The 12964-nt window shown below is 72.9% G+C and carries 11 protein-coding genes; 6 read left to right on the forward strand and 5 right to left on the reverse strand.

What is annotated here, in order from left to right; all coding sequences use genetic code 11:
- Positions 1-364 precede the first annotated feature (364 nt).
- The 6 genes from JG540_RS06235 (at position 365) to JG540_RS06260 (ending at position 6028) form a co-directional block, all read left to right on the forward strand.
- The gene (locus JG540_RS06235) at positions 365-1525 is read left to right on the forward strand and encodes an ABC transporter ATP-binding protein (RefSeq protein ID WP_200274783.1); all 1161 of its coding nucleotides are present in this window, start codon (positions 365-367) and stop codon (positions 1523-1525) included.
- Positions 1525-2403 (forward strand): ABC transporter permease, encoded by an 879-nt coding sequence (locus JG540_RS06240; RefSeq protein WP_200274784.1) that lies wholly within the window; start codon positions 1525-1527, stop codon positions 2401-2403. Before JG540_RS06235 ends, JG540_RS06240 begins: the two co-directional genes overlap by 1 nt.
- Positions 2404-2408: 5 nt before the next feature.
- Positions 2409-3155: an ABC transporter permease gene (locus JG540_RS06245; RefSeq protein WP_200274785.1), complete on the forward strand. Its 747-nt coding sequence runs from the start codon at positions 2409-2411 to the stop codon at positions 3153-3155.
- An 88-nt stretch (positions 3156-3243) separates the two neighbouring features.
- Positions 3244-3906: a type II toxin-antitoxin system PemK/MazF family toxin gene (locus tag JG540_RS06250; RefSeq protein WP_200274786.1), complete on the forward strand. Its 663-nt coding sequence runs from the start codon at positions 3244-3246 to the stop codon at positions 3904-3906.
- Positions 3907-4147: 241 nt separating this feature from the next.
- Positions 4148-4408 (forward strand): 30S ribosomal protein S20, encoded by a 261-nt coding sequence (gene rpsT / locus JG540_RS06255; protein ID WP_200274787.1) that lies wholly within the window; start codon positions 4148-4150, stop codon positions 4406-4408.
- A gap of 129 nt (positions 4409-4537) precedes the next feature.
- Positions 4538-6028 (forward strand): DUF1846 domain-containing protein, encoded by a 1491-nt coding sequence (locus JG540_RS06260; protein WP_200274788.1) that lies wholly within the window; start codon positions 4538-4540, stop codon positions 6026-6028.
- A 130-nt stretch (positions 6029-6158) separates the two neighbouring features.
- Here the strand turns inward: JG540_RS06260 and JG540_RS06265 are convergent, their stop codons facing one another.
- From JG540_RS06265 to JG540_RS06285, 5 genes are all read right to left on the reverse strand, one after another.
- A complete protein-coding gene (locus tag JG540_RS06265) occupies positions 6159-7544 on the reverse strand; it encodes a TrkH family potassium uptake protein (RefSeq protein WP_200274789.1) in 1386 nt (461 codons plus the stop codon).
- 260 nt (positions 7545-7804) lie between these two features.
- A complete protein-coding gene (gene holA, locus JG540_RS06270; protein ID WP_200274790.1) occupies positions 7805-8833 on the reverse strand; it encodes a DNA polymerase III subunit delta in 1029 nt (342 codons plus the stop codon).
- A 257-nt stretch (positions 8834-9090) separates the two neighbouring features.
- Entirely contained in the window at positions 9091-10944 is a 1854-nt protein-coding gene (locus tag JG540_RS06275) for a ComEC/Rec2 family competence protein (protein ID WP_200274791.1), read from the reverse strand.
- A complete protein-coding gene (locus JG540_RS06280; protein WP_234042710.1) occupies positions 10941-11789 on the reverse strand; it encodes a helix-hairpin-helix domain-containing protein in 849 nt (282 codons plus the stop codon). Before JG540_RS06280 ends, JG540_RS06275 begins: the two co-directional genes overlap by 4 nt.
- Positions 11790-12059: 270 nt before the next feature.
- Positions 12060-12875: a DegV family protein gene (locus tag JG540_RS06285; RefSeq protein ID WP_200274792.1), complete on the reverse strand. Its 816-nt coding sequence runs from the start codon at positions 12873-12875 to the stop codon at positions 12060-12062.
- Between the last annotated feature and the right edge of the window lie 89 nt (positions 12876-12964).

The following is a 12964-nucleotide window of genomic DNA, read 5'->3' on the forward strand; positions in this document are numbered from 1 at the left end:
CGCTGTCTCCACTGGCGCTGTTCGACCCGCTGGCAGTACCGGAACCACTGGCACCGCTGGAACCACTGGGACCACTGGGACCACTGGCACCGCTGGGACCACTGGCACCGCCGTTGCCATTGGCACTGCTGGCACCGGCGGAACCGCCAGCACCGACGCCGTCGCTGGTGCCGGGGGCGGCGGGGGCGGGCCGTGGTGGCTCGTCCTGACGGGTTGCCGTCTGGGGTTGCTGGCTCATGTTATGAACGTAGCGGCTGGGACGCCGGGTCTCGTCATACCCCGGTATGAGGCTGGTGCGCGCCGGGGCCGCAGGTTCAGGCCGTGGTCTGACGACTTGCCCGCCTGCGGACGGCAACCTGGGCACATGAGCACACACATTGCCACCGCGCCGCTGCGCGCCCCCAGTACCCCGGCAGGAGACCGCCTGCCCGCCGTCGCCGAGCCTGGTCACCCTGGTGCCCCGGTGCCCTCCACGGCGGGCACTGAGCTGGTGGTCTCCACCCAGGGCCTGACCAAGACCTTCGGCAAGGGGCAGGCTGCCCGCACGGTCGTGGACCGCCTGGACCTGGCCGTGCCGCGCGGCTGCGTGTACGGATTCCTGGGGCCCAACGGCTCGGGCAAGTCCACCACCATGAAGATGCTGCTGGGGCTGCTGACTCCCACGGCGGGCACCGCCACCTTGTTCGGCACCCGGCTGGAGCGGCGGAACCTGGGGCAGGTCATGGCGCGTACCGGCTCCATGATCGAGCAGCCTCCCGGCTACGGGCACCTCACCGGTGCGGAGAACATGCGGGTGGTGCAGCGGATGCTGGGCCTGTCTGAGGCGCAGGTGGCCCGGGCGCTGGCGCTGGTGCGGCTCACCGAGCACAAGGACCGGCTGGCGCGCGCCTACTCCCTGGGCATGAAGCAGCGGCTCGGCATCGCGATGGCCCTGGCGCGGGAGCCGGAGCTGCTGGTACTGGACGAGCCGACCAACGGCCTGGACCCGGCCGGTATCGAGGAGGTGCGCAGCCTGCTGGTCCACCTGGCTGGGGAGGGGGTCACGGTCATGGTCTCCAGCCACCTGCTGGACGAGATCGACAAGATGGCCTCCGTGCTGGGCATCCTCTCGGCGGGGCGCATGGTGTTCCAGGGCACGCGGGCTGAGCTGATGCGCCGCAGCGTGCCGGACCTGCTGGTGGTCACCCCCACGCCGGAGGCGGTTGACGCACGGCTGCTGGCTGGGCTCGGCCCGCAGGCTGCCGCTCCGGCGGCGACGACGGCGCAGGCCTCCGCAACCACGGCAGGGACGACGGCGTCGGCCAGCGCCGGGGTGGCGGCAGCGTCTGCGGGTGCGGCTGCTGGCCCGGTGGGGGTGGTGCGCACGCCGCAGGGCGTCCGGGTCAGTGGCCTGGGCCCGCAGGAGGCCGCCGAGCTCAACCGGCGCCTGGTGGCCGCCGGGGTGGAGGTGCATGAGCTGCGTCGTGAGGCCCAGAGCCTGGAGGACGTGTTCATGGACCTCACCGGTGGGGCGGGGGTGCTGTGATGAGCGCGCAGACCAAGACCAAGGAGGTCCCGGTGGCGCCGTCCCCGCAAGTGAGGACCCCGAGAGCTCGGGACCCGCGGGCGGCAGCCCCGCTGACGGCGTCGTTGGCGGCCTCCCCGCTGGCGGCGGTGCGCCTGGAGCTGGCCAAGATGCGACGCCTGCGCACGCTGCCGGTGGTGGCGCTGCTCGCCGGGGCCACGGTGGCCCTGTCCTCCATGAACCTGTTCGCCGCCTCCGCCCGCCCCGGCTTCTCCGACCCCGCAGAGCACCTGTGGGAGGGGCTGCTGCTGGGCTACGGCATGATGGCGGCGATCACCGGGCCGGTGCTGGTGTCGGTGCTGGCCAGCCGTCAGACCGACATCGAGCACTCCGGCGCGGGCTGGACCCTGTTCGCGACCGCCGGGCACACCCCCGGGGCGCTGTGCCGGGCCAAGCTGGCCGCCCTGGCCCTGGTGGTGGTGCCCACGGTGGTGGCCCAGAGCGTGGGCCTGGTGCTGGTGGCCCGGCTGGCGGGAGTGAGCGTGCCCTGGCAGGCAGGCCCCTGGGTGTCCTACACGGTGGGCCTGATCCTGGTGGACCTGGTGTTCTGCGCCTTCCACGTGTGGCTGGCGGCGGTGCAGGAGAACCAGCTGGTGGGTGTGGGCGTGGGGCTGCTGGGGGCCTTCGTCGCCGTCTACATGCTGCTGGCGCCCCAGTGGGTGACCCGCCTGGTGCCCTGGGGCTACTACGCGATGGTGTGCTGCGCCCGCATATCGGGCACGGGCCGGGCGGGGGCCGAGTACGTGACCCCGCCGTGGGGCTGGGTGCTGGGCTTCCTGCTGCTGGCCGCTGCGCTGTTCGCTGCCGCTACCCGGCGGCTTGACCGGATCGAGAGGTGAGGACCATGAGCCTGTTACTTGCTGAGCTGTTGAAGCTGCGCCGCTCCTCGGTGTGGCTGGTGGTGGTGCTGCTGCCGGTGCTGGCGGTGGTGTCCGGCACGGTGAACTACCTGGCCAACCAGGAGACCTTGAGCGCTGGCTGGCAGTCCTACACCTCCCAGGTGCTGGTCTTCTACAGCCTGTTCTTCTGCGCCATGGGCGTGTCCCTGCTGGCGGCCACCGTCTGGCGGCCGGAGCACCGGGGCACGAGCTGGAACGCGATGCGCACCACGGGGAACGCGCCCTGGCGGGTGGCTGCGGCCAAGACCCTGGCGGCCAGCCTGCCGCTGGCGGCCATGCAGCTGGTGGTGCTGGCGCTGGCCTGGGTGGTGGGGGCCGTGCTGGGCCTGGGGCCGGTGGTGCCTGCGGCCTTCGTGGCGGAGTGCCTGCTGGTGGTCCTGGCCGCCCAGCCGTTGCTGGCCTTCCAGTCCCTGCTGAGTATGCGTATGCGCTCCTTCGCCGCGCCGGTGGCGGTGTGCTTCCTGGGGGTGGTGGTGGGCATGGGCCTGGTGGCCAGCAGCAGCCCGCTGGCCAAGCTGTGGCCCACCTCCCTGGTGACGGTCTGCCTGACCCTGGACTCCTCGGCGGTCAGCACCTCCGGGCACCTGGACGCGGCCGGGATCCTGCCGGTGCTGCTGGGTGCGCTGGGCTGTGGGGCCGTCTGCTGGGGGCTGCTGGGGGTGGTGGCGCAGCGCACCGGCGGGGTGCGGTAGGGCACCTCGGAAGGCTAGAACGGCCGGGCGGGCGCGGGCTCCGGGCAGTCGGCGGCTGAGGTGGGGCGGATCCGGTTAGGCTCAGGGCATGTCTCTGCTTGACCGGATCCTGTCCTTCCTGGGGCGCAGCGCCAAGGACGCCGCCACCGACCTGCTGCGCAGCAAGATGCGCGACCTCACCGGCCCGGAGGCTGGCCCCAAGCCTTCCGGCTCCGGCTCCCGCAAGGAGGCCCCTGCCTCCTCGGCGCCTTCCTCCCGGGGCGGCTCCAAACGTGGCGGCGCGGGCAGCGGGCCCCGGCCCAAGGCCCGCACCAGCCCGCAGGAGGGGGCTCATGCGGGGGTGGCGGTCTACGACGTCGCCGCCCACGGCCTGCCAGACTTCCAGTACCGCCCCTCCAGCGACGGCGACGCGGACCCGGGCGAGGTCGTGTGGACCTGGGTGCCGTTCGAGGAGGACCCCAGCCAGGGCAAGGACCGTCCGGTGCTGGTGCTCTCCCGGCACCAGGGCAGCCTGGTGGTGGCCCAGCTGACCAGCAAGGACCATGACCGTGACGCCGCCCAGGAGGCCTCTTGGGGCCGGTACTGGTTCGACGTCGGCTCCGGCCCCTGGGACCCGCGGGGACGCCGCTCCGAGATGCGCCTGGACCGGCTGCTGCTGGTGGATCCTGGGGCTGTGCGCCGGGAGGGGGCCACCATGCCGCGCACCACCTTTGAGGCCGCGACCCGGGCGCTGCGCCAGCACTGGGCCTGAGCCTGGCGGCCCCGAGCTGGGCCCCCACCCACCATGACCGCGACCAACCTCACGCCGTCGTCCCGCCGCAGGCGCCCGGGCTGAGCACCCGCAATGCTAAAGTCACCCATTGGACCTCTGGCCTGGCCGGCTGCGGGGTCCAGCGACCGGGCTCGCCGGGTGCTTCCACCACCTCTTGGCCCGTGGCGCGAACCCTCTCTCCGGCCACCGACCACACCCGAACAAGAAAGCTTCACCAACCGTGGCGAACATCAAGTCCCAGATCAAGCGCATCAAGACCAACGAGAAGGCCCGCCTGCGCAACCAGTCCGTCAAGTCCGAGCTCAAGACCTACGTGCGCCGCGTGCGCGAGGCCATTGCCGCGGGCGACAAGGAGCTCGCCACCGAGCACCTGCGCAAGGCCTGCCGCAAGCTCGACAAGGCCGCCTCCAAGGGCATCATCCACAAGAACCAGGCCTCCAACCGCAAGTCCAAGCTCGCTAAGCAGGTCGAGGCCCTCTGAGAAAGCCTCCCATGACACCGACGGCGCCGCTCCCCTCCCGGGACGCGGCGCCGTCGCCTTGCTGCCGGGCGCTCCCCCTGCCCACTCCCCCTACCCCTTGCCCTCCACTGCCCCGCTGACAGGAGACCCATGCACCGCACCGGATTCGACACCCATAAGTACCTGACCCTCCAGTCAGAGCACATTGCCGCCCGCCGCGCCCAGTTCGGCGGCACGCTCTACCTGGAGTTCGGTGGCAAGCTGGTTGACGACATGCACGCCGCCCGTGTCCTGCCAGGGTTCAAGCCGGACAACAAGATCAGCACCCTGGCCAAGCTCGCCGACGACGTCGAGATCCTGGTGGCCGTGAACGCCAAGGACTTCGCACGCAACAAGGTGCGGGCGGACCTGGGCACCACCTACGAGGACGAGGTGCTGCGGCACATCGACGCCTTCGGGGAGTACGGGCTGAGGCTGGGGGCGGTGGTCATCACCCAGTGGAGCGACGACATCCAGCAGGCCCAGGAGCTCAAGCGCAAGCTGGAGCTGCTCGGCATCCGCGTGTACCGGCACTTCCCGATCCCCGGCTACCCCAACGACGTCGCCCGCATCGTCTCCCCGGAGGGCTACGGCCGCAACGAGTACATCGAGACCAGCCGCCCACTGGTGGTGGTCACCGCCCCCGGGCCCGGCTCCGGCAAGATGGCCACCTGCTTGTCACAGATGTACCACGACCACCAGCGTGGCAAGGCCTCCGGCTACGCCAAGTGGGAGACCTTCCCCATCTGGAACCTGCCCCTGGACCACCCGGTCAACATCGCCTACGAGGCGGCCACCGCCGACCTGGACGACGTCAACATGATCGACCCCTTCCACCTGGCCGCCCACGGCGTCCAGACGGTCAACTACAACCGGGACGTGGAGATCTTCCCCGTGCTGCAGCGCCTGTTCGAGCAGATCCTCGGCCAGTGCCCCTACCAGTCCCCCACCGACATGGGGGTGAACATGGCGGGCTACTCCATCAGTGACGACGAGGCCTGCCGGGAGGCCTCCAAGCAGGAGGTCATCCGCCGCTACTACAAGGCGCTGGTGACCGAGAAGAAGGAGATGGCGGAGCCCGTCCAGTCCGAGCGGATCGCCCTGCTGCTGACCAAGCTGGGCACCCGGCCCGAGGACCGGCCCGTGGTCACCCCCACGCGCCGCCTGGCTGAGGCCACCCAGCAGCCCGCGGCCTCTATCGAGCTGCCTGACGGCACCATCGTGCAGGGCAAGACCTCGGCGCTGCTGGGGGCCTGCTCCGCCATGCTGCTCAACGCGCTCAAGACCCTGGCCGGGATCGACCACCAGGTGGAGCTGCTGGCCAAGTCCTCTATCGAGCCGATCCAGACCCTCAAGACCCAGCACCTGGGCTCCCGCAACCCGCGCCTGCACACCGACGAGGTGCTGATCGCCCTGGCCGTGTCCGCGGCCACGGACGACAACGCCCGCCTGGCGCTGGAGCAGCTGGAGGCGCTGCGGGGCTGTGACGTGCACACCTCCACGATCCTGGGCAGCGTCGACGAGGGCATCTTCCGTTCCCTGGGGGTGCAGGTCACCAACGAGCCGGTGTACGCCACCAAGTCGCTGTACCGCAAGCGCTGAGCGGTGCCGACGGCGGGGCGGGGACACCGCGTCCGGGCCCCCGGGCCTGGGCGTCTGGGACCTGGGGCACGGCGTCGGGAGCCTGCGGCCTGCCGTCCGGGCCTGGACTCCGCCCCACCCCGCCCCGCCGCTAGCCGACCAGCGGGTCCTGCGGCGGGTAGGCGAAGCGCCGTAGCCGGGCACGCATGGCCAGCGCCGCAGCGGCAGACACCGGCCCCACCCGCCCCAGGAACATCAGGACCATGAGCACGCCCCAGGAGCCGTGGCTGATCCGGGGCGTGATCCCGGTAGACAGGCCCACGGTGCCGAAGGCCGAGATCGCCTCAAAGGACAGGGCCTCGTTCGGCAGGCTCTCCAGGGAGGCCATGGCCAGCACCCCGCCGAATACCACCGCCACCCCCAGCACCGCCACGGACAGGGACTGGCGGATGCAGGCCTCGGACACGCGCCGTCCACCCACCACCGTGACCTGCTCGCCGGAGACCTCGGTGAGCACCGTAAGCAGCAGCACGGCCACGGTGGTGACCTTGAGCCCGCCCGCCGTGCCTGCGGTGCCGCCCCCGATCACCATCAGGGCGTTGGTGACCAGCAGGGTGGAGCCGGTGACGTGGTCGTAGTCGATCGAGTTGAAGCCTGCGGTGCGGGGGAAGACGGTCCCCCCTAGCGCCCCCAGGAGCTTGCCGGACAGGCCCTGGGAGCCCAGGGTCGCGGGGTTGCTCCACTCCAGCGCCAGCACGGCCAGGAACCCGGCGGCCAGTAGCAGGAGGCTGGCCCCCACCGTCAGGCGCAGGTGCACCGACCACAGGCGCCTGGGGGCCGTGCCACGCAGCCGGTCCAGCAGCTCGTTCCACACGGGGAAGCCCAGGCCGCCGAGCACCACGGCCGTGCACACCGGCACCATCACCCAGGGGTCGGCGTTGAAGCCCACCAGGTTGTCCGGGTACAGCGCGAATCCCGCGTTGTTGAAGGCGGACACGGCATGGAACAGGCCGTGGTAGAGCGCCCGCTCCGGCGGGTATCCCAGGGCCAGGAACCGCAGGGTGAGCAGCAGGGCCACCACCGACTCGCACACCAGCGACAGGGTGAGGATCCGTAGCGGCAGCCGCCGGATGCCCTTGAGGCTGGTGCGGGTCTCGGTCTGGGCTATGCGGGCGAGCACGGAGCTGGCCCGGCCGGTGACGGTGAACACGATCATGGAGGTCAGGGTCATGATGCCGAAGCCACCCACCTGGATGAGCAGGAGGATTACCGCCTGCCCCGCGTGGCTCCAGTGCGAGGCGGTGTCCACCACGGCCAGGCCGGTGATGCACAGGGCTGACATGGCGGTGAAGGAGGCCTCCCACCAGCTGGTCTGCCCGTCCTTAGTGGCCCAGGGCAGCCACAGCAGCAGGGTGCCCAGCAGCCAGCCGGCCAGGTAGGCGGCGGGCACGATCCGTGCCGGGTGCAGCAGGAGCCCACGCCCCTTGCTCAGAATCGCCAGGACCTGGCGGCGGAGTCGGGGCTGGGGGCTAGGCACGCGCGCCAGGGTACCTACTGCGGGCGTCCCAGAGGGTGAACGGGTCTGGTGCTGGTTCCCTGACCGGCGGACCGAGACGGCCCCGCGCCCAGCACCCGAACTGGGTGCTTAAGGTCCTTCTGCCAACAGAGCAAGCCGGACGACGACGGCGCGGCCGCTGCGCACACCGTCAGTCCTGCCCAGCAGCCCGCCGGGTGCCCGGCCGAGGGCACCCCCAGGTGCTGCGCACGCCGTCAGTCCTGCCCGGCGGCCCGCCCCTGTCAGCGGCGGCGGGCCTGGGCCGCGCGGCGGCGGGCGGAGCAGATGTCCAGCACCGCCCGCTCCACGGCGTACACGGCGTCCCGGCTGCCGCCTTTGACGGCGACGTCCGCCTTGGCGACGGCGACGATCGCGGCGGCCAGGGCGTCGTCGTTCCAGCCGGAGAGCTCCTTGCGGGCACGCTCCACCTGCCAGGGGGCCATGCCCAGGTTGCGTCCCTGCACCCCGGAGCGTCCGGAGACGGCGGCCACCCGCGCCAGCTGGCGGACCTTGGTGGCCAGGGCCGATACCACCAGCACCGGGTCCGTGCCGGTGGCCACGGCGTGCCGCAGGGAGGTGATGGCCAGGGAGACGTTCCCGCAGACGGCGGCGTCGGCCACGGAGAAGCCGGTGGCCTCGATGCGTCCGGCGTAGTAGGTGCGCACCTGGGCAGCCGTGATCTGGCCCTGGGTGTCAGCCAGGAACTGGTCGGTGGCGGCGCAGAGCTCCCGCAGGTCGTTGCCCAGGGCGTCTACCAGGGCGCCGACGGCGGCGGGCTCGATGCTGCGGCCCGCGCGGCGCACGTCAGCGGTGACCAGGGCGGCCTTGTCCTTGGGGGACTTGACCGGCTCGCAGGAGACCACCGGGTAGGGGGAGGCCTTGATGGCGTCCAGGAGCTTCTTGCCGCGCAGGCCGCCGTTGTGCCGCAGGACCACGTGCACCTCAGGGTCGGCGCGCGGCAGGTAGGCGAGCAGGTCGTTCAGGAGGGCGTCGTTCATCTGCTCCAGCTCTGGCACGAGCACCAGGCGCGGCTCCCCGAACAGCGAGGGTGAGACCAGGGCGTCCAGCTGGTGCGGCTCGTAGGTGGCGGCCTCTACCCGTGTGACCTCCGTGGCGGGGTCGGCCTGGCGGGCCTGATGCAGCAGGCGGGAGACGGCACGGTCCGCGAGCAGCCCCTCCCCGCCCCGTACCAGGACTATCGGGGCCAGCTGTGCCTGGTCCCAGCTGATGCCTGCCGGGGCGGGGCGGGTGGAGCGAGTGCGTGCGGCCATGGTCCAAGCCTGCCACGGAGCCCTGACAGGCTCCGCGTGGCGCGCACTCTCTGCCGCCCTGGCCGGGACGCGACCTTGGCCGCTGCGGGCCTCGGTGCCCGTACGGGGCTGGGCTCCGTGGGCTGCCAGTGGGCACGTAGGCCGCCTATCCGGGCAACGCAGCACCGGTGTCACCACCGGCGGAACGGTACCGCACGGCCCTCTGCTCCCAGCGCCGGGACACCGCTGCCCTACTGGGCCTGGCTGGCCGCCTCGGGTCAGCACTGCCACAGGCGCTCCTGGCGACGGCGTCGTCGTCGCTGCCGCCAGCGCCTCCCCCAGCGTGCGGCCTGCACTGCCCCCAGCTCCACCGCCGCGAGCAGCAGCGCCCCGGTGGTCCCAGCGGGCCAGGGCAGGCTGGCGGCAGGCAGCCGCGCACAGCCTTCAGCCACCAGCACTATCCAGGAGCAGCCAGCCAGGGCGGGCAGCGCGGCTAGCCCCGCCCCCGCGCCACTTAGAGGTGCCAGCAGCGAGGCCAGCAGCCCGCTGACGGTGCTCAGGGCGACCGCCGGGGCAGCCAGCACATTGGCCACAAGCGCCCAGGGGCTCCACTGGGGACGCAGCAGCACCAGCACCGGGGCGCAGGCGAGCTGGGCCACGAGCGGCAGCGCGGTGGCAGCCGCCAGCCACCGGGGCAGCAGGACGCTCAGCCAGGCCGCGACCGGCCGGGACCACAGCAGGATCGCCGTGGTGGCCAGCACGGACAGGGCAAAGCCGTAGTCGCGGGCCTGCCAGGGGTCCAGCAGGAGGAGCACCAGCACCCCGCCGCACAGGGCGGGCAGGGCCACGGAGGGGCGCCCGCGCAGCACCCCCAGCAGCATGACGGCACCCATGGTGGTGGCCCTTAGCACGGAGCCCCCGGGGCGCACCAGCACCACCAGAGCAGCCAGGACCAGGGCGCCCGCCAGGGCCCGGGCCGGGCGCGGCAGCACCCCCAGGGCGGCCAGCACCAGCCCCAGGACTATGGCCACGTGCTGCCCGGACACGGCGGTCAGGTGCGTCAGGGAGACGGTGCGCATGTCCTCCCGCAGGCCGGTGGGCAGCTTGGAGTCGTCCCCCAGGGCCAGGCCCAGCACCAGCTCCCGGCTGCCTGCCGGTGGGTCCGGGCCGGGCGGGTCCAGGCCCTGCAGCACGCTGCGCACCTGTCCGCGCAGCCGCTCCACCCCGCCAGCCAGGCCGCTGGGCGGGGCCAGGGAACGGACCTGGGGGCTGCGTACCAGGCATACGGCACGCTCCCCCGCCCCGGCAGGCTGCACGGTGGTGCGTACCCGCACCTGCTCCCCCAGGCGCATGGTCTGCCAGGGCCCACGGCTGATGACACGGGCCTGCAGGTGGCTGGGCTGGCCGTCCACGGTCTCGACGTCGATCTCGGTGTAGACGGTGCCGTGGCCGCCGACCACCTCCAGGGGAGCCTGCTTGAGGGTGCCGATGACGGTAACCGGCTGCCGGTTGACGGCCGCCTGGGACAGTGGGTCTGCCTGGCGGACGGCCAGTTGGGCGCTGGTGACCAGCAGCATGGCGACGACGGCCACGACCCCCAGCAGCAGGCTGGCAGTGGTGGAGCCGACATTGGCCGCGGGCAGGTCCTGGGCCCCTGGACGCGGGTCCAGGCGGTGCCGGGGCGGCCTGAAGCGGTGGGCTAGAGCCAGCAGCCCTAGCGCCACCAGGCTGGCCGCCGCCCCTTGTAGGGCTACGCGCTGCCAGGCCTGCGGACCGGTGACGGCGGTCGCGTACCAGGCGGTGGCCCAGGCCGCGAGCGCTGCTGGTGCCAGCCGCAGGTCCAGGGCGGCGGGTGCCTGGGGGCGCAGCGCAGCCGGGGAGCCCTGTGGGTGCGGGGCAGCGGGCGCGTCCTGCCGTCCCCTGGGAGCTCCTGGTACCTGGGGACGTTGGGAGCCTGCGGGCGCCGGAGGGATTGAAGAGGACGCAGAATCCTGCAGGCTCGGGGTGAAGGATCCTGGCAGGTGCGGTGTGGAGCGCACGCGCGGGCGCGGGCATGCAGCGGACGGTCTCAGGCGCGTTGCCTGGGGCGTGGAGCGCACGCGCGGGCGCGGGGCACCTGCTGGGGCACTCATGTGGTCGCCTCCTGGCGCAGGCCCTCCAGGACGGCGGGGCCGATGCCGGGGACGTCGGTGAGGTCCTCGACCGTGGCGAAGGGACCGTGCTCGTTGCGGTAGGCGATTATCCGCTTGGCCAGGGTGGGGCCGATGCCGGGCAGGGTCTCCAGGGCGCTGGCCTCGGCGGTGTTCACGTTGACCTTGCCTGCCGGCCCACCGCCTGGGGCTGCTCCCGCGCCGGGGCCCGCCCCGGTCTGGCTCCCCTCAGCCCCGGCCGGGGCCGCTGGTGGGGACTCACCGACCTTGGGTACGCGCACCTGCTCGCCGTCGTTGAGCACCCGGGCCAGGTTCAGGGACTGAGTGTCGGCCTCAGGGCTGGCTCCCCCGGCGGCGGCCACGGCGTCGGCCACGCGGGAGCCCGCAGGCAGGCGCTGGACCGAGGGGTTGCCCACCGCCCCGGTGACGTGGACGGTGACCTCCCCGGCGGGTACCTTCTGCGCACCGGGTCCCGGGGAGACTCCTGCCTGCCTGCCACCGGGGCCGCCGCCGTCTGTGCCACCGGGGTAGACGTTGTCTGTGCCACCGGGGCCGCCGCCGTCTGTGCCACCGGGGCTGGCTGTGCCTTGCGGGGCTGCTGCCAGCGCGGTCCCCGGTGCCGTAACCGGGGCCCTGAGGACGGCGTGCGCCGCCAGGGCGAGGGCCAGGGTTATCAGGGCGCAGCCAGCGGCGATAGCCACGCGCGGGGCCAGGGCGTAGCGGCGCGGGTGGTGCACCGTCGGCTGGGGCTCGACCGTGTAGGCGCGGCGCACCAGCTCATCGAGCCTGCGCCTGCCTCCCCGCCCTAGGACCCTCCTGCCTGCCATAACGGCAAGTTACGGTGCCGCGCCCCTGGCACCGCCCGCACGCATCTCTGCGGTGTACGGGCGAGTCATTCGAGCACCTGTGCAGCGCGGACCTGTCTGGGGACCACCCCAGCCAGGCACACAGAAGCCCCGTCCTGTGGGCGGCGCCCCGCAGCAAGCTGCCCAGTCCAGCGCACCAGGCCCCGCTCGGAGATCGTCCCAGCCGGGACTGCACAGCAGGTCGTCCCCGCCGCACAGCCAGCACTCAGGCCTACTGCGCAACGCGCCCCGTCAGCTGGCCGCCCCCACCACCGGAGCCACCACAACGCCCAACGAGCCCGCCCCCACATGCACCTCGGTGGCGGCGTCCACCGGAGCACAAAGGGTGGTGGTGACGGTGGCTCCCCCGTCGTGCAGCGCCGTCCGCAGCTCGGCGAGCAGGTCCTCAGCCTCCTGCTGGGCCTGGGCGTGGTGCACGGCCACCCGCACCGGCACTGCCGGGGGCCGGGGGGTGCTGCCCTGGCCTACACCTGCGGCCTGCAGCGCCCGGGACAGCAGGTGCCTGCGGGCGCGGGCCGCGCCCCGCACTGTCTCCACCGCCTGGATGCCCGCCCCTGTGACCTGGAGGATGGGCCGCATACCCAGGGTGCCGCCCTTCAAGGCGGTGCCCCGGTCCAGGCGCCCGCCGCGGCTCAGCCGCCCCAGGTCACCGGCGAGCAGGAGCACGGTGGAGCGGGCGGCGCTCTCCCGGGCCAGGGCCTCCCCGCGGCGCAGGTCCGTGGCGGTCGCGGCGGCCAGGGCCGCGAAACCGATCCCGGCCCCGGCGCTGCCCGAGTCCAGCACGCGCACACGCCCGGAGTCCTGCCCCAGGGCGGCGGCAGCCAGGCGCGCGTTGTCCACGGTGCCGGACAGGGCGGCGGAGATGTGCACGGCCAGCACCTCGTCGGCCTGGCCCAGGGCGTGGCGGTAGGCCTCCTGCAGCTCGACGACGGCGGGCCGCGAGCTGGTCCCCTGCGCCACCGGCACCTCCACCACCGTTATCCCGGCCTCACGGGCCAGCGGGGCGGGCAGGCAGGCGGTGGAGTCAGTGACCACGGCAAGCGTCATGGCTGCCAGCCTAGTGGTCCCCGGTGGCTGGTGCCCTGCGTCCGGGGAGCCAGCGACACCGGCTGGCGAGACTCCTGCGCCAGCCTGGT

Origin of the sequence: Actinomyces weissii (genome assembly GCF_016598775.1) — a bacterium.
GTDB lineage: Bacteria > Actinomycetota > Actinomycetes > Actinomycetales > Actinomycetaceae > Actinomyces > Actinomyces weissii.

What these genes read in the sequence shown, in the direction of transcription:
- JG540_RS06235 (WP_200274783.1), top strand. Translation starts at nt 365, where the DNA reads ATGAGCACACACATTGCCACCGCGCCGCTGCGCGCCCCCAGTACCCCG.
- JG540_RS06240 (WP_200274784.1), top strand. Translation starts at nt 1,525, where the DNA reads ATGAGCGCGCAGACCAAGACCAAGGAGGTCCCGGTGGCGCCGTCCCCG.
- JG540_RS06245 (WP_200274785.1), top strand. Translation starts at nt 2,409, where the DNA reads ATGAGCCTGTTACTTGCTGAGCTGTTGAAGCTGCGCCGCTCCTCGGTG.
- JG540_RS06250 (WP_200274786.1), top strand. Translation starts at nt 3,244, where the DNA reads ATGTCTCTGCTTGACCGGATCCTGTCCTTCCTGGGGCGCAGCGCCAAG.
- JG540_RS06260 (WP_200274788.1), top strand. Translation starts at nt 4,538, where the DNA reads ATGCACCGCACCGGATTCGACACCCATAAGTACCTGACCCTCCAGTCA.
- holA (WP_200274790.1), bottom strand. Translation starts at nt 8,833, where the DNA reads ATGGCCGCACGCACTCGCTCCACCCGCCCCGCCCCGGCAGGCATCAGC.
- JG540_RS06275 (WP_200274791.1), bottom strand. Translation starts at nt 10,944, where the DNA reads ATGAGTGCCCCAGCAGGTGCCCCGCGCCCGCGCGTGCGCTCCACGCCC.
- JG540_RS06280 (WP_234042710.1), bottom strand. Translation starts at nt 11,789, where the DNA reads ATGGCAGGCAGGAGGGTCCTAGGGCGGGGAGGCAGGCGCAGGCTCGAT.
- JG540_RS06285 (WP_200274792.1), bottom strand. Translation starts at nt 12,875, where the DNA reads ATGACGCTTGCCGTGGTCACTGACTCCACCGCCTGCCTGCCCGCCCCG.